We start from the raw sequence: 20,298 nt of genomic DNA on the forward strand, positions 1-20,298 counted from the left end.
CGCCGCCACGGCGGTGCGCCGCTCCCCGGGACCTGCCCGCCTCAGGCGGCAGCGCGCCGGGTGAGCGGACCGCGCAGGCCGAGGTGGTCCCGCAGTGTGTCGCCGCGGTACTCCGTCGGGTACACGCCGCGGTCCTGCAGGAGCGGCACGAGGCGGTCGACGATGTCGTCGAGGCCGGACGGGACGAGCCACGGCGAGACGTTGAACCCGTGCACGGCCCCGGCGTCGGCGTACTCGGCCAGCCGGTCGGCGACGGTCGAGTAGCCGCCGACGATGCCTCCGCGACGGACGCCGACGCGCGTGACGAGCTGGCGGATCGAGAGTCCCTCGGCCTCGGACAGCGCGCGCCACTGCGTCGCGAGCTCCTGCGACTTCTGGAACTGGAACGCGGAGCCGCGCGTCGAGCCGGTGACCTCGACGACGGGGTCGATGTCGGGGAGCGGCCCGTCCGGGTCGTACGACTGCAGCGACGTGCCCCAGACGTTCTCGAGGTACGCGATCGCGGTGGCGGGCGTGATCTGGTGCTCGGCGACCCAGCGCGCCTTCTCCTCGGCCTCGGTGTCGGTGTCCGCGAGGACGAACTGTTGGCCGGGGAAGATCTTCACGTCGTCCTCGGGGCGCCCCGCCGCGCGGGTCCGACGACGGATGTCGGCGGCGAACGTCAGGGCGTCCTCGAACTCGGGGTGCGCACTGAAGATGACGTCGGCGGCTCGGGTCGCGAAGTCGCGGCCCTCGTCGGAGTCGCCCGCCTGGAAGAGGACGGGGTGGCCCTGGGCGCTGCGTGGCAGCCGGCCCTCGGCCCGGACGGCGTAGTGCCCGAGATCGCGCTCGACGACGTGGATGCCCGAAGGATCGGCCCAGCTCGTGGCGCCCCGGTCGGCGGCGACCACGCCGTCGTCCCACGAGTCCCAGACGGCACGGACCGTCTCGACGACCCGCTCGGCGTGGGTGTACCGGTCCGCGTGGTCGAGGTACCCGCCGCGGCGGAAGTTCGCGCCGGTCCACGCGTTGTCGGTGGTGACGACGTTCCAGGCCGCGCGACCTCCGGACAGCAGGTCGAGGCTCTGCAGGCGGTGTGCGAGGTCGACCGGGTCGTTGTAGGTGGTGTTCTGCGTGGCGACGAGGCCGATCCGCTCGGTGATCGCTGCGAGGGCGGCGAGCTGGGTCTGCGCGTCCGGCCGACCGACGACGTCCAGGTCGTGGACCTGCCCGAGGTGCTCGCGGAGCCGGAGTCCCTCGCCGAGGAAGAACGCCGCGAAGAGTCCCCGCTCGGCGGTCTGCGCGATGCGACGGAAGGACTCGAACGCCGTCTGCGAGCCGGACTCCGGCTCGGTCCAGATCGTCGTCGAGTTCACCCCCTGGAAGAAGACGCCGAACTGGATCTGGTTGCGCGGGGTCCTGGTGCGCATGCGGTGGCCTCCTCGAGGGCGGCGGTGCGGGACGCTGCGTGGCGGTTGACCGCGACGGGAAGGCCGAGGACGTCACGCAACTGGTCGCCGGGTCTGGGCGACCGGAAGGATCCGGCCGCACGGAGGGCCGGCAGCACCGCGCGGCCGATCTCGTCGAGGTCGTCGTCGAGCACCGCGGGGCGGAGCCGGACGCCGTCGACCTGCCCGGCGAGGTCGGCGAGCAGGTCCGCGAGGCCGGCGGAGTCGCCGACGTACCGCCCGACGTCGCCCGGCGCCCACGGCTCGTGGGCGTCGAGGGCGGCGACCCGGCGTGCGGCGGAGACTCCGGCCCGGTCGAGGGCGACCTCGAGCTCGAGCCACACCTGCGCAGCGCCGGCAGCGGCCGCGACCCGACGGGTGGCCTCGGCGCTCGACGTGACGAGTGCGACGTCGGCGCCCGCCGGGAGGCCGCCGGCCAACGGTGCGAAGACGGGGAGCTGCCCCTGCGGCGGCCGCGGGATGATGCTCGGTCCGGCGACGGAGAACCGCGGCGACTCGGCGGTCACCCGGTGCAGGCGCGCCCGGTCGACGTACCGCCAGGTCGTGGTGTCCCGGATGACCGCGTCGTCCTCCCAGCTGTCCCAGAGCTGACGGACGACCTCGATCGCGTCTGCGGCGGTCGCCACGGCTTCGGCGGTGTCGACCGGGGCACGTCCGTACACGGCGGCGGATCGCACGTCGGCGGCCGTGTCGGCGATCCACCCGACGCGGCCGTCGGAGGCCAGGTCCGCAGTGGCGAGCTGCGTCGAGACGTGGAACGGCTCGGTGTGGACGGCGGGGGCGACCGGGACGAGGCCGATCGCCGACGTCAGCGGTGCCGCGAAGGCCGCGCGCTGGACCGCGTCGAGCCGGCCGACGGGACCACGACCGGCCGCCGTCCCCGGCGGGACCGCTGCGTCCGCGAACGTCACGGCGGTGAAGCCTGCTCGCTCGGCGGCCCGCACGGTCGCAGCGACGCGCTTCCCGCTGAGCAGCTCGGCGGGCGCGTGGTCCACCGCTCGCCACGCAGCAGGGTGCGCGCCGTCGCCGTCGAGTTCGATCGCGATCGCGAACGGGGGTGTGGTCATCGTTCCTCCCGGAGTCCGTCCCGAGCGACCCTAGGCAGGACGTCGCCGGCCTCGATCGTCTGTTGCGAACGACGACGGCGTGTTACCCCGCGTGGCACCACCGATGCCGCGAACGACCCGGCGAGCAACACGGCGCACACGACGAGGGCGGCGCGCATCCCGCCGGGCGTGACGGTGACCCCGGTCCTGCCCGCGAACGAGACGCCGGCGACCAGCGCCACGCAGAAGGTGGCCGCGAGCCGCTGGGTGAGCTGGAGGAACGACGCCGCGACCCCGTGGCCGCCGGGGAGCGCGTGTTGGAGCGTCGTGTGGCGCATCGCGGGCTCGAACACGCCGCTCGAGGCACCGACGACGAGCTCGACGCCGAGGACCGTGGCGAACAGCGCGACCCCGTCGAGGGCACCGACCGCCACGGCGAGGGCCACGAGCCCGCTGCCCTGCACGGCCAGGCAGACGGGGAGCAGCCGTGCGCCGAACCGGGCGTGGGCCCGGGTGCTCGCCCACGACCCGACGATCCGGGCGGCGGCTCCCGGGGCCAGGACGAGCGCGACGACGACCGGAGTCAGGCCGAAGCCCTGCAGGAGGAAGACCGTCACGACGGAGGACTGGGCCACGCCCGCGCCGAACCACAGCGCGGCGACCGCGTTGCCCCGCACGAAGCCACCGGATCGCACCAACGCCGGAGCGAACAGGGGCCCGTGCGCTCGTCGTTCCCACCACACGAGGGCCAGGACCGTGCCGACCAGACCGAGCACGACCGCCGCGATCACCCCGCTGCCCACGCCCGGGTCGATGACGGGCACGGTCACGAGCACCACCAGGATCGCGGTGAGGACGATCCCGGGCAGGTCGAGCACCGGACGGCGGCGTTCCCGTCGCTCGCGTGCCGGGACAGCGCGCAGCGCGAGCACACCCGTGGCGAGCACCCACGGCAGGCTGATCGCGAGCACGAACCGCCAGGCCGTGGACGGCGGTGCGACGGCGAGCACGCCGGCGGCTGCGAGCGGGCCGACGATCGCCGAGGCCGACGCTGCCGCGCCGTACGCCGCGAGGGCTCGGACGCGCTCACGGTCCCGGAAGCGGTCCTGGATCACGCCGAGCACCTGTGCGGACACCACGCCGGCGCCGAAGCCCTGTACGGAGCGTCCGACGATCGCCCAGCCGATGCCCGGCGCGAGGACCGCGACGAGGGCGCCGACGGCGAACAGTCCGAGTCCTCCGACGAACAGCCCACGTCGTCCGAACGCGTCGCCGAGCCGCCCACCGGGGACGAGTCCGACGCCGAACGTCAGCGAGTACACCGCCAGGAACCACTGGACGGCGCCCGTGGGAGCGTGGAGTTCGGTGGCGAGCGAGGGAACCGTGTAGCTCACGACCGCCTGGTCGAGCAGGGTGGCGAACCCGGCGCCGAGGCAGGCGGCGAGGGCGAGGCGGCTGGCACGCCGGGCCCCCGGGACCGGCCGATCGATCGGGTCGCTGCCGGTCGGGTCGTCAGCGGTCGGGTCGTCAGCGGTCGGGTCGTCGTCGGCCATCCGGGTCCCCTCGTCGTGCGGTCGTCGCGTTGCGCGGTCGTCTGGTCGCGCGGTCGTCTGGTCGCGCGGTCGTCTCGTCGCGCGGTCGTCTCGTCGCGCGGTCGTCTCGTCGCGCGGTCGTCTCGTCGACCTTCGCGGCACCGCGGCATCCCGTCGAGGTGTCCCGTCACGGACGGACACCGGGCGTCACGCGGCGACGCAGAGCGGGGTAGCGTCGGTCCGCGTGACGATCGAGAACCTCACACAGCCGCTCGCCGGCCAGGGGTGGGTGCAGATCGGCGAGGTCCTGCTCGCGTTCGCCCTCGCGTCGCTGATCGGCCTCGAGCGGCAGCTCCGGTCGAAGAGCGCGGGCATCCGCACGCAGGCGATCGTCGGGACCGCGTCGGCGCTGATGCTACTCGTGAGCAAGTACGGGTTCAGCGACGTGCTCGTGCCGGACCACGTCGTGCTCGACCCCTCGCGCGTCGCAGCGCAGATCGTCTCCGGGGTCGGGTTCCTCGGGGCCGGGCTCATCCTCACCCGACGCGGCGCCGTCCGAGGCCTCACCACGGCCGCCGCGGTGTGGGAGACGGCGGCGATCGGCATGGCCGCCGGCGCCGGACTCTGGCTGCTCGCGCTGGTCGTCACCGCGCTGCACTTCGTGATCGTGTTCGGCTACACCGCGATCGTGCAGGCGCTGTCCCGCACCGCCGAGCAGTCGATGACGCTCGACGTGGTCTACGACGCCGGCCGTGGCGTCCTGCCGGACGTGCTCGCCCTCGTGACGGCCGGCGGGTGGCGGGTCGCCCGGCTCGTGCGGCAGGACACCGACCGGGCGGATGCCACGGCGGTGCGCATCGACGTCGCGGGGCGTTCCGACGGATCGGCCCTCGTCGCCCGGATCGGGGAGGTCGCCGGCGTGCGGATCGTCGACCCGTCGGCCGCCGACGACCTGGAGTGACGCCGTGCCCTCGTTCTTCCTCACCCACGCCCAGGTCGTCGTGGACCCGGCGGTCCCGATTGAGTCGTGGGGGCTGTCCGCCGACGGTCGTGCGCGCGCTGCCGGTGCCGCTGCGGTCGCCTGGGGACCCGGGGTCCGTCGGATCGTGTCGAGCACCGAGCAGAAGGCGATCGACACGGCGGTGATCCTGGCGGACGCGGTGGGGCTCGCGCACTCGACGGAGGCCGCACTGGGCGAGATCGACCGCAGTGCGACGGGCTACCTCCCGCCCGCCGAGTTCGAGGCCGTCGTCGACGCGTTCTTCGCCGCGCCGGACGACTCGGTGCGTGGGTGGGAGCGGGCAGTCGACGCGCAGACCCGCATCGTCCGTGCCGTCGGGGCGCTGACCGACCCGGGTGACGTCACGATCGTGTCGCACGGTGCGGTGGGGGCGCTGCTGCTCGCCGACCTGCGAGGTGTGCCGATCTCCCGCGCGCTCGACCAGCCGGGGATGGGCAGCGTGTTCTCGTTCGACCCGCGGGCGTGGCGGGCGACGAGTGGGTGGGAGCGCGTCGGGGCGGCGTGAGCCGGGCGGGCGGGTGCGTGCACCGTGTCGGGTGGGGCGGGCCGCTGCCGTCGGGCGCTGCCGGAGCGCCTGTTGCGGGTACGCGGGGCCGCTGCGGAACGACAACGCCGATGTCGCACGACAGCGGTCTCGTCGCACCCCCGCGCGCGCAACATCCCGCGCGCGCAAGCAACGACCACGCCGATGTCGCACGACAGCGGGCTCGTCACACCCCCGCGCGCGCAACATCCCGCGCGCGCAAGCAACGACCACGCCGATGTCGCACGACAGCGACGATGTCGTTCCGAGTCGGCAGCCCGCAGCCCGCACCCCCCGCACCCCCACCGCAGCCCGAACCCCGTCGCAGCCGCGCCCCGCGCCTCACACCGGCAGCTGCTCCCCCGCCTCCACCGCGACGTCGAGCCGGTTCTCCGCCGGCGGCAACGGGCACGTCGCGTGCGGTGTGTACGCGCACGGCAGGTTCGTCGCCCGGTTGAAGTCGATCGTCGTCGCGCCCGACGCGTCCGGCGCCGCGACGTCCAGGCTCCGGTTCGCCGCGTACGTCGTCACACCGCTCGTCCGGTCGGTGAACAGCACGAGCAGCCCCTCGCCGTGCCCGTTGAACGCCAGGAGCGACCGCGGCCCGTCGAGGTCGAACGTCAGCACCCCCGGAGCCTCGTACACGTGCTGCAGTCCGTCGACCACCGACCCGACGGTCACCGAGCGCGGGGCGTCGAACGGCTCGAAGTGCGCCGCGACCGCGAACGACGGGTCCGGCGAGTAGCTCGGCGTACCCGTGTACCCGGCCCGCAAGGGGTTCGACGGGTGGCGCGGGCGGAGGACGTCACTGCCGCCGCGACGAGCGACCTCGATGACGACCCGCTCGTCGCCGTCCTGCCACGCGACGGTGGTGCTCGAGCGCTCGGGAAGCGGACCGAAGCGGTGCGTACCGGTCACCCGGACGCCGTCGGCCTCGATCGACTCACCGTCGGCGAGCGCCACCACCGGTCCCTCGTCCGAGGTCCACCACTCGCCGGGAGCGTCGTCGAACCGCTCCGGCGTGCTGGTCAGCCACCGGATGCTCGTGATCGCGAGGAAGCCGTGCTCGCTCGCCCGTGCTGCTTCGTGGGCGTCGTGCCATGTGGTCCAGTCGGTGCGGAAGTCAGCGGCGGTCGGCGTCGTCGTGGTCATGCCACGACGGTACGTCGTGTCGCGGTCGCGTGGTGACGGGCGTCGTCTCCGGACGTCACGCGGTGCAGGCGACCGACTCGGGAGGCGCGGTGCGCGTCCGACGCGCACCGCCGCCCCCCCGGCGGGGGCGGGGGGGGGCCCCCCCCCCCCCCCCCCGCGCCTCCCGAGCGGTGACGCGTTCAGACCGTTCGGGTCGCGCCCGTCACGGGGCCCGGCTCGGCGTCCTCGTCGTCCGCTGCCTGCAGCACGCCCTCGGCCTGCGGCAGCAGGTGTCGCACGGCCAACGCGATCGACCGGGACCCGACGACCGCGACGAGCACCGACAGCAGGGCCAGCACCCCGGCGGTGGGGATCCACGCCCACCCCACGTGGAGCACCCGCGCCCACTCCACCACGGCCGTCGCGACCGCCGCGGCCGGGAACACGAACGACCAGAACCCGAGCGAGAAGGGCAGCCGTACGTACCGCGGGAGCAGGGCGACCTGCACGGCGACGAGCAGCACGCCCAGCCCGGTGATCGCCTGCACCGGGACCGTGAGGACGTCGTCCGTCAGCGCGAACACGGCGACCGTCGCGACCGACGGTGGTGCGACGAGGATCGCCATCGTCGGTACGAGGGGTGCGGGCAGCGCCGGGCGGAAGGACAACCGGATGAGGAGCAGGCCGGTCATCACGACCCAGAAGAACACGCCGACGCCGAACGCGGCCCACGACAGCCAGGTGAGGCCGACCCCGTGCGTGGCGACGGAGCCGACCAGCGCCGCTGCGACGGTCGGCAGGAGGTAGCCGCCGTGCACCGACTCGAGGGCGAGCCGTCCCTCGAACCACGTCGCGAGCAGCCAGGCGGCGAACCCGGCGGCGACCGCCACGGCGACGACCACGAGCACCGTCCCGCCCACCGGCCAGACGTGCGCGAGGTCGACCCCGAGCAGCATCGCGGTGGCCGGCACCAGTGCCGCGAGCGGTCCCTGCGCGGGGTGTCGCAGCTGGTCGACGAGCCGGTCGTGCGCGCGCACCCGGACACCGCGGAGGACGTGTGCGGCGAGCAGCCAGATCCACGCGACGGCGGCGATCAGCCAGAAGACCTCCGGGAGGAACGTCGGCAGGTCGAGCACGGGGCGGCGTAGGTCCAGGTCTCGGCGAAGCCGGCGAGGCCGAACGGCACGGCGAGGGTGTTGAGCGGGATGCGGGTGGTGGGACGGGGCACGGTGCAATTCTCCCGACTCGGAACGGACCGCCGCGACGGACCGCCGCGACGGACCGCCGTCACGGGCCGCCGCGAGCGAGGCGCCCGTGCCAGATTGGGCAGCATGTCCTTCGAGAACACCGACCACGTCCAGGCCACCACCGCCGGCTCGCTGCCCCGCACTCCGGAGCTGATCGCCGCGAACGCCGCCCGACCGCTCGGCGACGACGGCTTCACGCTGCAGACCACCGACGAGGTCCGAGCACTGACGAGCGCCGCGGTCGACGACGTCGTCGCCCGTCAGACCGCCCTCGGCATCACGCAGCCCGGCGACGGCGAGTTCGGCAAGGCGATGTCGAACAGTGTCGACTACGGCGCCTGGTGGGGGTACTCGTTCCAGCGTGTCAGCGGCCTCAGCCTCACCGACGAGACCATCTTCACGCAGGAGCCGGTCCGGTCCGAGCCCGGGCACATCCGGCTCACGAGCTTCCCGGACCGCCGCGACTGGACGATCTTCCGCGATGCCTACACCGACCCGACTTCGGGCATCGGCACGGGCAAGAACGCCACGGCGTTCCCGACGACGACCGGTCCGATCGCCTACACCGGGCACGAGGCTGCCCGGACGGACGCCGCCAACCTCCGACACGCCGTCGAGGCCGCCGGCGCGGCGAACGGCTTCATCACGGCGCTCTCCCCCGGGTCCGCCGCCCGGGTCGCGAACGAGTACTACGCCACCGAGGAGGAGCACATCTGGGCGTGGGCCGACGCCCTGCGCGAGGAGTACCGGATCATTCTCGACGCCGGGCTCGTCCCGCAGATCGACGACCCCTCGATCGCCGAGAACTGGGACCAGATCAACCCCGAGCCGAGCGTCGAGGACTACCGCGCCTTCACCCGCATCCGCGTGGAGGCGCTCAACCACGCGCTGCGCGGCCTCGACACCTCACGCGTGCGCTTCCACCTCTGCTGGGGGTCGTGGCACGGCCCGCACACGACCGACATCGAGCTCCGGCACATCGTCGACCTCATGCTCGACATCGACGCCGGCGCGTACTCGTTCGAGGCCGCCAACGCACGGCACGAGCACGAGTGGACGGTCTGGCAGGACGTCGCGCTGCCGGACGGCAAGGTCATCGTGCCCGGCGTGGTCGGCCACGCCACGAACGTCGTCGAGCACCCGGACCTCGTCGCGCAGCGCATCGAGCGGTTCGCCTCGGTCGTCGGCCGGGAGCGCGTGATCGCCGGCACCGACTGCGGCCTCGGCGGACGCATCCACCCACAGATCGCCGCCGCGAAGCTCGAGTCGCTCGGCGAGGGCGCGCGTCGGGCGAGCGCGACGCTCTTCTAGCGGCCTCGGCGTGCTCGGTTCCGCGCTCCGTGCACCCTTCGGGTCGGGTCACGGGGCACGGCCGCTCGCTCCGTGCGGAGGGACCGTTCGCTCCACCGCGGGCGCGGACCGACACCGCAGGCGTCGATCGACGCATGCGGTGTCGGACGGCCCTTCCGTCCGCAGGAGGCGAAACGGGTCAGTTCGGCATCACGAACCACTGCTGGCACGTGTGGAGCGGTGAACCGCTGCTCCCGCGGACCACCATGTCGAGGAGGGCGTCGACACGCCCGAGGTTCTGGTTGTACCCTCTCGCGGTCAGCCCCAACTCGACCCAGTCCCGGCTCACAGACTTTCCCTTCGCCGTCGCCCAGGCACCCTCGTAGCCGCCGCCCTGGCGGACCATCAGCCCGACATCGGCCTTGGCTCCGTCCCGGAAGACCCGGTACCGCTCGACGGTCGCGGTGTACCGGCCGGACGGCTTCGCCCACCGCACCTGTGCCTCCGCGATCGTGTTCGCCCCAGACCGGCACTGCACGAGCACCTTGTCTGCTGGGAGCGCGGAGATGAAGCCGAACGCAGTCGACCAGCGACGGTCGGCGGCGCTGTCGTCAGCGACCTCGAGGACACCTCCCTCACGCAGGCCACTCGACCACCCCGACTCGGCGTTCCGGACGGTGACGTCGACCAGGAGCGTCGTGTTCGGTCGGAGCTCGTGCACCACGTGCTGACTCGACCAGGTCCGGGTGGACGGGTCGAACCTGACCGGGACGCCCGTCCAGTTGCCACCTCCGGAACTGACCCTGACCAGACCCTCGACCTCCGCCGCGCCGGTGGGAAGCTTTCCGGAGAGGCGGACCGGCACTGCAGGGCCGCTGGCGTGACGCAGTGTGAAGCGGCTCACGCCGGTCGCTCCCTGCTTGATGGACGGGGTCGACCCGCCCGTCACGGACAGGTTCCCGTGCTCGGGGTCGGGATCCGGCACCTGCTCCTCCTCTTGCTCGACCTGCACCGCGAGCGTCGACCGTTTGGCCGTGACCGGACCGCTCACGCTCGCCCAGCCGTCGGTCGCTGTGTCGGTGGCCGACGGATCGACAGCCACCGAGACACCGATGAGGAGTTCGGGGGCGGCGAAGTTGATCGGCAGGGTTGCGCGGAGCTCGGTCCGCGGCGCGTTCAACTCGCCGGAGTAGCTCCCGGTGCCCAACAACGCCCTGGTGACGACGTCACTGTTCGCGAAGGTCGTGCCCGTCAGCGCGTGGAACACCACCGTCACGTCGCGGACGGACCTGGTGGCAGTCGCGCTGAGCCAGACCGTGCTGCTCTCGCCTGGTTTCACCTTCGGCACACGGACCTGGCTGAGGGTTGCCTCGACCGGAGCCTGCGGGTACTGCACAGGCTGGACGGCGTCGACCACCGCCGACCCGTTCGAGGTCGTCGCTCGGACGGTGTACCGGAGCCCGGCACCTGCGTCCTCAGCGGGTTGACTCGTGACGGAGAGCCGCGGCGTCCATCGGAGCTCGGCGCCGTTGGCGAGCGACACCGAGCCGCCTCGCATCGTCCCGATCAACGTCCGCCCGTCGTCCTCGAGCCGGACGCCGTCGAGTGTGGCGTTCGGAACGGTCGCGCCCCCCGAGGTCGTCGCCGTCAGAGCATCCGTCCCGGTGAACACCGCACCCTCGGGAGCGGTCAACTCGACCGCACCGTCGGTGATCGACGTGATGGCTCCGCCGCTCACACGGGTCCGGACATCGACCGCAGTGGGCTGGTCGAACGACAACGTCTTCGACTGCGTGTTCCAGGCCTTGAGCGCGCTGGTCGGACCGAGTCTGACGACGCCAGCGGTGCGTTCCTCGACGCCGCCGAGGACGGCGGTGAGGTTCCACGGCAGCTCGAGGAAGGAATCAGCGACCTCCTCCTGCACCGTGATCGTGGACTCCCACGACAGCTGCCCGGCGCTCTCCTGGATGATCAGCACGCGCTCCGCGGTCCCGACGAGCTTGCGGTAGCCGGTCGAAGTGGCTCTGAGATCAGGACCACTGGGTGACCAGTCCTCGTTCGCGGACGTCCGGAACGACGCCCGGAGCGTCTGGGACAAGGGGAACCGGATGCCCTCCGGGGACTCCGTGCGCAGCTTGATCGAGTCGAAGTACCCCACGCTGTCAGCCATGGCGGCTGTGAAGCGGACCGTCATGCTGCCTTGGTCGATGTCCACGACCTCGCCGTTGACCGCTTCGAAGAACCCGCCACGGCGGACCGTCGTCGATGCGGACGGCGCGAGCGACCGGGTCCCGGCTGCCGCGGCGAAGCGCGCCTCCACGAGGTCACCGGTGACCAGGCCAGCAGTGACGGTCACGGGAACCGCGTACTGCTCCCGACCGATCACAGGGACCGCGGCGGACTTCGCCGTCATGGTGAGCGTCACGCGTCGATCGGTCGAGGACCACTCGGTCACGAGTGATCCGTCGTCCTGGCGCGGCGGGAGCTTCCCGGCGGACAGGCCGCTCGGGAGATCGAGCGTCCACCGCACCGAACCCCGAGCCGGGACGGTCACGGATGCGCCGGCGTCGGCAGCCCGGTTCCAGGAGAGCGTCGCAGCCTTCCCGGGGAGCAGCGCGCCATCGGCGCTCAGGCGGAGGGCGTGGACGCCGGTCGTGGTCGCTCGCTCGTTCGCAGGCACGACGACGCTGCTCGCGACGGCGTCGTCCACCTGCTTCCCCAACGCGCGGACCAGCGAATCCTTGTCCGCGAGCGCCTCGTGCTTGATGCCAGCACGCTCGGACTCGACCACGATGTCGCGCAGCGCCTTCGCCTCCGCGTCACGTCGTGGCCGAGCGGTCGCGAGCTCCCAGGACTCGAAGCGGTCCCAGTGCTTGCCGTACGACGCCTCCCAAGCGATCTCGGAGACCTTGACCGTGTACTGCGAGACCTTCTCGTCGGCGAGGAACCCGTCACGGGCGAGCTCCGACAGGTCGAGCTTCCACGTCTCGGCCGCAGTGGCGTCGACGAGGTCGGGGTACCGGTCTCGGTACTGCTGCACGCGGTCCGCGATCGCCTCCCGCGTGGTGTCGTGCAGCAGGTTCTCCGCGTCGAACGCCGAGCGCTGGACCGCCATCCGCTGGGCATCGGTCGTCGCCCGCTGCAGGACCAGGAAGCGATGACGGTCGATCTCGCCGAGCACGGTCCGCTCGAGTTCCTTGATCACGGTGACGTCCGACCGGATCTTGGCTGCGAGAGTGGAAGCGAGGCGCTCTTCCATGTGCTCGCCGTAGAACCTCGTGAGGACCGCGTTGCGCTCCTTCCCCCACGCTTCGGTGAGCGTGGTCGGCGCAGCGTCGACCTGGTCGTGGGCCTTCGCGAGGTTGTCGCGGAACTCGGCGGTGTAGCTCGGTGCCGGGTGGGCCAGCCCGTAGAGCCAGTCGCCGATGGACTTCAGGACGAGGTCGGCCCAGAGCGCCGGTGCGAGGATCCAGTCGAGTTCCGGGGCGGCGAGCATCATGCCCTGGATGCCCTCGGCTATCGCGTCGGCCGCGAGGTCGCCCCACGCTCCGTGGTCGATGTCCTCCTTCATGGCGTAGCCGGTGGCGACGATGCCGAGGTAGGGGATGAGTTCCGATGCGGTGTCGATCCCGAAGCCCATCGCCTTGCCCAGACTGGTCAGGACGTCGGCGTGCGCCGTCACGTCGGCGAGCGCGTCGACGTCGGTCGCGAACGAGCCGCCGATCTCTTCCGTGAAGTCAGCGAAGGACGAGGGGTCCCGTACGTCGCCGGCGAAGTCCGCCACCACGTCGACGGTGTCGGGGGCGGGCGCGAGGAGCGCAGACTCGTCTGCAGCCAGCTCGTCAGGTCGGAGAGTGAAGTCGACGTCGTCGGGGTCACCCGTGAAGCGGTCGCCGTTGAGGTGGGCGAGGTCGTCCTCGTTCCCCGGGACGGTTGCGCACGACGCGCGAGCGGTGGGGGCTGCGGGACAGGTGACGGCGTCAAACTTGACGCTGTCGAGCGTGGGGCGGGTGGTGGGCTCGGTGAACCCGGGGTTGGCTTCCCACTCGCCCGGGTCCTCGCTCCACTCCCCTACCTCCTCCCCGATCTCCTCGCCGGAGACCCACGATGTGGTCCGGGACTCGACGACGGTGCTGGCGGGGATCCGGCCTCGCGACGCCCACTCGTACTCGCCCTGGACATGCCCGAACCAGCCTCGCTTCGCGCTCTCGAGGCGCTGCAGGAGCGCACGATTGTAGTTCTCGACGGTGCCGTCCGGGTAGATCGAGTCGTAGAACGACTGGACGACGCTCTTGTACTGATCAGAGGGTCTGATCTTGTACACAGTGAAGGTGTCGGCGCCGTCGGGCCTGTTCGTCCACTTCATGAACCAGTCGGGAAGGTCCGGGTCGGAGCTGGTCGCGACGTATCCGGTGTCCTTCGGCTTGATCAGGTCGAGGACGTGGTCGGCGATGTTGCCGTTGTCACCCAAGGGGTCGAACCCGCCAGCTTGCTTGATCTCCTCCCAGGTGCGGAAGTCGCCGCGGTAGACGAATTCAGGGACGGAGAGGGGGTCGATCTCGTTCTCGGGGTCTCCGTCGATGAGCCGACGGAACTCCTCGTAGTAGCTCTGTGCCGTGTCGTCGAGGTCGTCGGCGTGCGCCGGGACCGGGACGAGCGCACCGAGGACGAACGCGAGTACGAGGCTCAGCGCTGCGAGCGGCGCGAGAGTGGCCCGACGAGTGCGCCGGGTCCACCGGCTCGTCGGGGTCGTCAGGACGGTCAAGACGTCGCCTCCCACGAGGTGCACTGGAACCGGACGACGCCGTGTGGCGACTTCTGGTGCTCGCGGGCCGTGATGGCCGCTCCGGCAGGGCAGGTGTACTCGAAGTCCAGTTGGGCGGTGTGGTCGGGCTCCCATTGGAAGGCGGTGATCCAGTCGGACCATCGTTGTTCGCCTACTCGGGCGACGAGTTGCTCGCCCGCTGCCTCGGACTGCAGCACGAGCGGCGCACAGCGGTACTGGGATTCACCGTGGGTGAGGTAGTCGCCGAGGTGGAGGGACGCGATCATCGGGTCACCCGAGCAATCGAAGGTCTTCGGTTCGTTGGGAACCTGGTCGAGCCAACCACTGGCGCGGGGTTTCCCGCCGGGGTAGACGTAGATTCGGTCGTCAGCGGCGACCGCGGGTCGCGCGCACTTGACGAAGTTCTTGCTCTCCTGGAGGCCTCGTGACGGTTCGAGCTTGATGCCGACCATCACCTGGTCTGCGGGGCACCGACTGATCTCGCGGTCGGCTCCCCAGCTCGTCTGCAGCCAGTCGCTCGTGTCGGTCATCGCGATGGACTCGCTGTAGGCCGACGCGCTCGTGGCCATTCCGACGGCGGCGATCGAGGCTGCGATGACCCCCGCGACGCCGACCCCGAAGAGCACCCGTCGAGGTACCGGTTTCTGCCTGAGAAGTTTCACATTTGGAATATATCAGGCATCACGGGGATCGACAGACGGCCGAGAGGTGCGGGGTCTGCTCGCTCCGCGCCTCCCTCCGTCAGACGGTCCGTCTACCGCCGAGAACGGCCGAGCACGACGGCCCCCAACACTGCGATGGCGCCGAGCCACGTGACGGAACGCGTGACGCGCCGTCGCTTCGCGACCCAGCCGCCGTTCGTCGCGTTGCCCGCGTCGGCCGGGGTCCAGAGGTTGCCGTCGGTCGGCGCACCCTTCCCTCGGAGCGCGAACGTCTGCACCATCGGCTTGGTGATCCGGTGGAACAGGCCGGGGAGGGCGTACTGCAACGGCACGAGCGACGCCTGGATGCGGCCCACGAAGCGGTAGCGCTTGGGGTGCAGGGCCGTCTTCACGACAGCACGACCGGCTCGTTCGACCGAGACCGTCGGCGGCAGCGGGTGCGACGTCTTGCCCGTGTAGTTGGCGCCGTTCTGGTAGATCGGCGTGTCGATCGTCGACGGCAGGAGCGCGGCGAAGCGGATGCCCGTGCCGGCGAACTCGTCGCCGAGGACGTCGACCAGGCCGAGGGCCGCGTGCTTGCTCGTCACGTACGCGGACTGGTACGGCGCGGACAGCAGCGACTGGATCGAGCCGACGAGCACGTAGGTGCCCTCGCCCCGCTGCTTCCAGTGCGGGAGCAGGGCGGTGACAGCGTACAGGTGGCCGTACAGGTTCGTGTCGACCACGCGCTTGAACGCCTCGGTCGGGGTCTGCTCGAACAGGCCGTAGACGAACAGGGCGGCGTTCCCGACGAAGACGTCGATCCGTCCGTACCGGGAGGTCACCGTCCCGACGAGGTCCTGCACCTGGTGCTCGTCCGCGACGTCCGTGGGGATCGCGACGGCCTCGGCACCGAGCGCGCGGCACTCGGCGGCGGCGGCCTCGAGCGAGTCGTGGCTGCGGGCGACGAGCACGAGCGTCGCGCCCTGCCGGGCGAACTCGTGCGCGGCGGCCCTGCCGATCCCGCTCGAAGCTCCGGTGACGACGACGATCTTCCCGCGGAACCGATGTGCCATGCTTCCTTGCTACCCGGTCGCGGCTCCGCCCCCGCACAGCCGTCGTCGAGCGCACCGGGGTGCACGGACACCGGCCACCTGCGACCATGGGTGCATGCGCAAGGACGACCTCACCGTCGACGAGGCGACCGTCATCGCCCAGCACGCCCGCGACGGCGTGCTGGAACTGGACGACCCCGAGGTGCGCAAGGTCGTCGAGCAGGCGAACCGGGTGCTCGTCCGCGCTCAGATGTGGGGCGACGAACCGAGTCCGAGGCTCCGACGCCGCCGGCGGTTCATCGCGATCGGCAGCCTCGTGATGGTGCTCGTCTGGGTCGCGGGGCTGCTCGTTCCGCTCGTGCGCTTCGCATGACCCGCCGTCGACGGACTTGCTCCGCCAGGCCGGACAGGCTTGACTCGACCCGATGACCAGTACGGCCGGCTCGACCGCCACCCCGAGGACCTGGACCGTCAGCGCGCGGGAGGACACCGGGCCCATCGCGCTCGTCGGGCTCGGCAACCCGTTGGCTCCCCTGGCGAAGCAGTCGGTCGTCGCTGCCCTGGTGGTGGCTGCAGCGCTGGCCAGCACCTTCACCCCCTGGCTCCTGGTCACCGACGCGCCGCGGATGTGGACCGGCGTCGCGCTCGCCGTCGTCGGGCTGCTGGTGGCCGGCGTGATGGCGCGCTGGCCCGCCGTCGCTCGGGCGGAACTCGTCATCCCGGCGATCGACTTCATCGCCATAGGTCTGCTCCGCTACGGGACGGGCGACACGCGATCGGTGTTCCTCGCAGTCGTCGTCCTGCCCGTGATCTGGACGGCGGCGCGCCCCGGCCGACGCCACGTGGTGTACCCGCTGCTCGGAACCTGCGCCACGTTGCTGCTGCCCTACGTGCTGGAACCGACCGAACCGCGACCGAGCGAACTCGTGCGGCTCGCCTTCGCGGTCGTCGTGTACGGCGCGGCGGCAGCCGTCGTCAACGAGCTCGCTCGGCAGGCGGACCTCCGGCTCAGCACCGCGCAGCGGCGTCGCAGGGTCGCCGAGGGCGAGATCGACCGGGCCGCCCTCGTCCAGCGGTCGCTCCTGCCCACGTCGACGGACGGGCTGCCGCCGGAGCTCGACGCGTTCGGGGTCTGCATCCCGGCGAGGACCGTCGGCGGTGACTTCTACGACTGGTTCCCGACACCGGAAGGCGCGGCGTTCACGCTCGGCGACGTGATGGGCAAGGGCGTCGGCGCCGGCATGATCGCCGCCGCGGTTCGCTCCCTGGTCCGCAGTACGGTCGACGAGCAGGACGCGGCGACGGCGGTCCGACGAGCGGCCGCCGGGCTGGCCACCGGGACGTCGGAGGTCGAGAGTGCGCAGTTCACGACCTGCTTCCACGTGCGCATCGACCGCGACGGCCACGCGCGATGGGTCGACGCGGGCCACGGGTTGAGCCTGCTCCGGCGCGCCGACGGCGCCGTGCAGGCGCTGCGGTCCGGACACCTGCCGATCGGCGTCGGCACGTCGTGGTCGAGCGAGACGACCGACCTCGAGCCCGGCGACGTCGTCGTGAGCGTCAGCGACGGTGTGCTCGACCTGTTCGGCGGCGACCTCGACGCACTCGACCGCTTCGAAGCCTGGGTCGCCGGACGTCCGCACCCCCAGCAGCTCGTCGACGGGATCACCGAGCTCGCTCACCGCGGCGAGCACCCGGACGACGTGACGGTGCTCTGCATCGCCTTCCGACCCTGACGCGGTCCGGACCGCGCGTGCTGGACGGTCCGACCGCGAACGGTGGCGGCCGGCCCGCGGATGGTGCATGATCCGACGACCGCACATCCGTCGCACTGCAGGGAGCACGACATGCCAGACATTGTCGACCGACGCGGGTTCATGACCGCCGGCATCGCCGCCACCGCCGCTGCGGCGATCGGGGCGAGCACCCTGGCGCGCCCGACGTCAGCGTCGGCCGCCACCGGCGCGCTGCTGGCCGCCGACGAGTTCGACGGCCCCGCCGGCAGCGCACCGAACAGCGCGATCTGGCGGTACGACCTCGGCGCCGGCGGCTGGGGCAACGGGGAGCTGCAGACCTACACGGACTCGCGACGGAACGCCGCACTCGACGGCGCCGGCAACCTCGTGATCACCGCACGGCGCGAAGCCGACGGGACGTACACCTCGGCGCGGTTGAAGACCGAGGGCACGTCCACCGCCCAGTACGGGCGGGTAGAGGCGCGCATCCGGATCCCCCGCGGCCAGGGCATCTGGCCGGCGTTCTGGATGCTCGGCGCGGACATCGGGTCGGTCGGGTGGCCGGCCTGCGGCGAGATCGACGTGATGGAGAACGTCGGGTACGAGCCGACCGTGGTGCACGGCACGGTGCACGGTCCCGGCTACTCCGGAGCCCAGGGCATCTCGGCGGCGTACCGGAACCCGACCGGAGCCGCGTTCGCCGACGACTTCCACGTGTTCGGGGTCGACTGGCGTCCGGACGCGATCACGTGGTCGGTCGACGGCACGGCGTACCGCACCGTGACCCGTGCCGACGTCGGGACGAACCCGTGGGTCTTCGACAAGCCGTTCTTCGTCGTGCTCAACGTCGCCGTCGGCGGATCGTGGCCTGGACCGCCCGACGCCTCGACGCGCTTCCCGCAGCAGATGACCGTCGACTGGGTGCGCGTCTTCGCGAACGCCTGAGCGTCAGGGGCGGCCTCGACCGGCCCGGGCGACGAGCCACAGGTACGTGCTGTGCCCGATCAGCGCGAGACCGAAGAACACCGCCGCCACGGCGTAGACGCGATCGAGCTTGCCCTGTCCGATGACGAGCATCACGACGCAGAACACGACGGCGACCGCGAGCACGCCCACCTGCACCGTCGACCAGATCCGTCGGAAGCGCGGCATGCCCGTCTCGTTCACGTCCCCATCGTGCCAGATCCGGTCAGTGGTCCCGGAGCATCTCGACGAGTTCGGCCTTCCGCTTCGACGAGTACCCGGTGATGCCGAGTTCCTTCGCGCGCCGCTTCAGGTCGGCCACGGTCCAGTCGTCGTACGACCCGGACTCACCGCCCTTCTTCGCGACCGCGTGCTCGCCTCGAGCAGCCGCCGCGTTGCTGATCCGCGCGGCCTTCTCCTTCGAGTTGCCCTCCTTGCGGAGTTCCTCGTACATGTCCGGCTTCTTGAGTTGGTTCGGCATGGCGCACACCGTACGCCGGCGCGGTCACCCCTTCTCGGGGTCGTTGCCCCAGTTCATCAGCGAGTACCGCCACGCCGCGTCGTGCACGTCCCCGCTGGGACGCTGCTTCGCGTGCCGCGCCACGTAGCCGACGACCTTGCGCATGTGCTCGTGGTCGGCGTCGGTGAGGTCGCCCTGCTTCTTCTCGAGGATCCGGACGATGTGCCGTCCGCTCGCGTGTCCGGTCGACTCGCCGCCGCCCGACGGCTTCTGGCCGACCTGCTTCGACTCGTCGGTGTCGAGCCACCCGCGGAGCTCAGACGCCGTCATGTTGACCGCGTCGTGGAAGTCCTTGCGGATCTGCTGTTCGTCGTCGCTCATGGCACTGACCGAACACCGCGCTTCTGGGAACCGGTGCAGAGCGGTTCCGGTTCTGTGGGAGGGGACCGACGAGAGGAACCGCACCATGCCGCGCGACCAGTACGAGCCAGCCGATCCGCGTACGCGCTATCCCGACGTCCGGCCGGAGCCGCAGACGCAAGCCGAGCCGGGCCTCCAGAGCCGCATGCGGCCGGTTCCGGACCTCGGCGAGGCGACCTACCGGGGAACCGGCCGGCTCGCCGGTCGGAAGGCGCTGATCACGGGGGCCGACTCCGGCATCGGTGGTGCCGTCGCCATCGCGTTCGCACGCGAGGGTGCGGACGTCGCGCTCGCGTACCTGCCCGAGGAGCAGTCGGACGCGGACCACGTGATCGAGCAGGTCCGCGCCGCGGGTAGGACCGCAGTCGCGGTGCCGGGCGACCTGCGCGATCGGTCGTACGCGTCGACGCTGGTCGAGCAGGCCGTCGCCGGGCTCGGCGGCCTCGACGCGCTCGTCAGCGTGGCCGGCAAGCAGCGCTGGCAGCCCGAGGTCGAGGACCTCACCGACGAGCAGTTCGAGGCGACGTTCGACGTCAACGTGTTCGGACTCTTCCGCCTGGTCCGAGCCGCCCTCCCCCACCTGCAGCCGGGCTCCACGATCACGACGACCGCGTCGATGGAGGCGTACCAGCCGGCTCCCGACCGTCTCGACTACGCGGCCTCGAAGGGTGCGATCAACAACCTGTCGAAGGGGCTCTCGCAGGCACTCGTCGAGCGCGGCATCCGGGTGAACATCGTCGCCCCGGGGCCGACCTGGACCGTCCTGCAGCCGAGCGGCGGGGTCGATCCCGAGTCCTTGCCCGAGTTCGGGTCGAGCGAGTCGCCGATGGGCCGGGCAGCGCAGCCGGCCGAGCTCGCCCCCGCCTACGTGTTCCTCGCCTCGCACGAGTCGAGCTACGTCGCCGGCGAGACGCTCAACGTGAACGGCGGGATGGTGACGCCGTGACCTGGGAATGGAACGACCGCCCCGGGTGTCTCATCCACCACCGAACGCGAAGG

The 20,298-nt window shown here is 71.8% G+C and carries 19 protein-coding genes; 7 read left to right on the plus strand and 12 right to left on the minus strand.

What is annotated here, in order from left to right; genetic code table 11:
- Positions 1 to 41: 41 nt before the first annotated feature.
- The 3 genes from Q7F20_RS02260 to Q7F20_RS02270 are packed head-to-tail and all read right to left on the minus strand — an operon-like array spanning position 42 to position 4,047.
- Complete coding sequence (locus tag Q7F20_RS02260; protein WP_305738487.1) at positions 42 to 1,409, minus strand: NtaA/DmoA family FMN-dependent monooxygenase; 1,368 nt, start codon at positions 1,407 to 1,409, stop codon at positions 42 to 44.
- Positions 1,352 to 2,515 carry an LLM class flavin-dependent oxidoreductase gene (locus Q7F20_RS02265; protein WP_305738488.1) on the minus strand — a complete coding sequence of 388 codons (1,164 nt, stop codon included), beginning with the start codon at positions 2,513 to 2,515 and terminating at the stop codon, positions 1,352 to 1,354. Before Q7F20_RS02265 ends, Q7F20_RS02260 begins: the two co-directional genes overlap by 58 nt.
- Positions 2,512 to 4,047, minus strand: coding sequence for an MFS transporter (locus Q7F20_RS02270; protein WP_305738489.1), 1,536 nt, complete (start codon positions 4,045 to 4,047; stop codon positions 2,512 to 2,514). Before Q7F20_RS02270 ends, Q7F20_RS02265 begins: the two co-directional genes overlap by 4 nt.
- Positions 4,048 to 4,270: 223 nt before the next feature.
- Here Q7F20_RS02270 and Q7F20_RS02275 point away from each other — a divergent pair, with 223 nt between their 5' ends.
- Both Q7F20_RS02275 and Q7F20_RS02280 read left to right on the plus strand, forming a co-directional pair.
- Entirely contained in the window at positions 4,271 to 4,987 is a 717-nt protein-coding gene (locus Q7F20_RS02275) for an MgtC/SapB family protein (protein WP_305738490.1), read from the plus strand.
- A gap of 4 nt (positions 4,988 to 4,991) precedes the next feature.
- Complete coding sequence (locus Q7F20_RS02280) at positions 4,992 to 5,552, plus strand: histidine phosphatase family protein (protein WP_305738491.1); 561 nt, start codon at positions 4,992 to 4,994, stop codon at positions 5,550 to 5,552.
- A 360-nt stretch (positions 5,553 to 5,912) separates the two neighbouring features.
- Here the strand turns inward: Q7F20_RS02280 and Q7F20_RS02285 are convergent, their stop codons facing one another.
- The 3 genes from Q7F20_RS02285 to Q7F20_RS02295 all read right to left on the minus strand — a co-directional run bounded on the left by Q7F20_RS02285 (position 5,913) and on the right by Q7F20_RS02295 (position 7,929).
- On the minus strand, positions 5,913 to 6,722 hold the full coding sequence (locus tag Q7F20_RS02285) for a DUF1684 domain-containing protein (protein WP_305738492.1): 810 nt from the start codon (positions 6,720 to 6,722) through the stop codon (positions 5,913 to 5,915).
- A 179-nt stretch (positions 6,723 to 6,901) separates the two neighbouring features.
- The gene (locus Q7F20_RS02290; RefSeq protein ID WP_305738493.1) at positions 6,902 to 7,837 is read right to left on the minus strand and encodes a transporter; all 936 of its coding nucleotides are present in this window, start codon (positions 7,835 to 7,837) and stop codon (positions 6,902 to 6,904) included.
- Entirely contained in the window at positions 7,795 to 7,929 is a 135-nt protein-coding gene (locus Q7F20_RS02295; RefSeq protein ID WP_305738494.1) for a hypothetical protein, read from the minus strand. The genes Q7F20_RS02290 and Q7F20_RS02295 overlap by 43 nt, the downstream gene beginning before the upstream one ends.
- 103 nt (positions 7,930 to 8,032) lie before the next feature.
- On the opposite strand from Q7F20_RS02295, the gene Q7F20_RS02300 reads away from it, so the two are divergent.
- Positions 8,033 to 9,259 (plus strand): cobalamin-independent methionine synthase II family protein, encoded by a 1,227-nt coding sequence (locus Q7F20_RS02300; protein WP_305738495.1) that lies wholly within the window; start codon positions 8,033 to 8,035, stop codon positions 9,257 to 9,259.
- Positions 9,260 to 9,437: 178 nt separating this feature from the next.
- Here Q7F20_RS02300 and Q7F20_RS02305 read toward each other — a convergent pair whose 3' ends face one another.
- The 3 genes from Q7F20_RS02305 to Q7F20_RS02315 all read right to left on the minus strand — a co-directional run bounded on the left by Q7F20_RS02305 (position 9,438) and on the right by Q7F20_RS02315 (position 15,741).
- Positions 9,438 to 14,018 (minus strand): hypothetical protein, encoded by a 4,581-nt coding sequence (locus Q7F20_RS02305; RefSeq protein WP_305738496.1) that lies wholly within the window; start codon positions 14,016 to 14,018, stop codon positions 9,438 to 9,440.
- On the minus strand, positions 14,000 to 14,686 hold the full coding sequence (locus tag Q7F20_RS02310; RefSeq protein WP_305738497.1) for a hypothetical protein: 687 nt from the start codon (positions 14,684 to 14,686) through the stop codon (positions 14,000 to 14,002). The genes Q7F20_RS02305 and Q7F20_RS02310 overlap by 19 nt, the downstream gene beginning before the upstream one ends.
- Before the next feature lie 92 nt (positions 14,687 to 14,778).
- Positions 14,779 to 15,741: an SDR family oxidoreductase gene (locus tag Q7F20_RS02315; protein WP_305738498.1), complete on the minus strand. Its 963-nt coding sequence runs from the start codon at positions 15,739 to 15,741 to the stop codon at positions 14,779 to 14,781.
- A 94-nt stretch (positions 15,742 to 15,835) separates the two neighbouring features.
- Between Q7F20_RS02315 and Q7F20_RS02320 the strand changes: the two genes are divergently transcribed.
- The 3 genes from Q7F20_RS02320 (at position 15,836) to Q7F20_RS02330 (ending at position 18,401) form a co-directional block, all read left to right on the plus strand.
- Positions 15,836 to 16,093, plus strand: a complete 258-nt coding sequence (locus tag Q7F20_RS02320) for a hypothetical protein (RefSeq protein WP_305738499.1) — start codon at positions 15,836 to 15,838, stop codon at positions 16,091 to 16,093.
- A 52-nt stretch (positions 16,094 to 16,145) separates the two neighbouring features.
- Positions 16,146 to 17,456 carry a PP2C family protein-serine/threonine phosphatase gene (locus Q7F20_RS02325; RefSeq protein ID WP_305738500.1) on the plus strand — a complete coding sequence of 437 codons (1,311 nt, stop codon included), beginning with the start codon at positions 16,146 to 16,148 and terminating at the stop codon, positions 17,454 to 17,456.
- Between the two features lie 111 nt (positions 17,457 to 17,567).
- The gene (locus Q7F20_RS02330) at positions 17,568 to 18,401 is read left to right on the plus strand and encodes a glycoside hydrolase family 16 protein (protein ID WP_305738501.1); all 834 of its coding nucleotides are present in this window, start codon (positions 17,568 to 17,570) and stop codon (positions 18,399 to 18,401) included.
- A gap of 3 nt (positions 18,402 to 18,404) precedes the next feature.
- On the opposite strand, the gene Q7F20_RS02335 is transcribed toward Q7F20_RS02330, so the two are convergent.
- From Q7F20_RS02335 to Q7F20_RS02345, 3 genes are read right to left on the minus strand one after another with little or no spacing between them, the layout of a single operon-like run.
- Positions 18,405 to 18,623, minus strand: coding sequence for a hypothetical protein (locus Q7F20_RS02335; protein WP_305738502.1), 219 nt, complete (start codon positions 18,621 to 18,623; stop codon positions 18,405 to 18,407).
- 22 nt (positions 18,624 to 18,645) lie between these two features.
- Positions 18,646 to 18,900 carry a Rho termination factor N-terminal domain-containing protein gene (locus Q7F20_RS02340; RefSeq protein ID WP_305738503.1) on the minus strand — a complete coding sequence of 85 codons (255 nt, stop codon included), beginning with the start codon at positions 18,898 to 18,900 and terminating at the stop codon, positions 18,646 to 18,648.
- A gap of 24 nt (positions 18,901 to 18,924) precedes the next feature.
- On the minus strand, positions 18,925 to 19,260 hold the full coding sequence (locus Q7F20_RS02345; protein WP_305738504.1) for a DUF3140 domain-containing protein: 336 nt from the start codon (positions 19,258 to 19,260) through the stop codon (positions 18,925 to 18,927).
- An 85-nt stretch (positions 19,261 to 19,345) separates the two neighbouring features.
- On the opposite strand from Q7F20_RS02345, the gene Q7F20_RS02350 reads away from it, so the two are divergent.
- The gene (locus Q7F20_RS02350; RefSeq protein ID WP_305738505.1) at positions 19,346 to 20,245 is read left to right on the plus strand and encodes an SDR family oxidoreductase; all 900 of its coding nucleotides are present in this window, start codon (positions 19,346 to 19,348) and stop codon (positions 20,243 to 20,245) included.
- Positions 20,246 to 20,298: the final 53 nt, after the last annotated feature.

The sequence above is a fragment of the Curtobacterium sp. A7_M15 genome, assembly GCF_030705415.1.
Taxonomy (GTDB): domain Bacteria; phylum Actinomycetota; class Actinomycetes; order Actinomycetales; family Microbacteriaceae; genus Curtobacterium.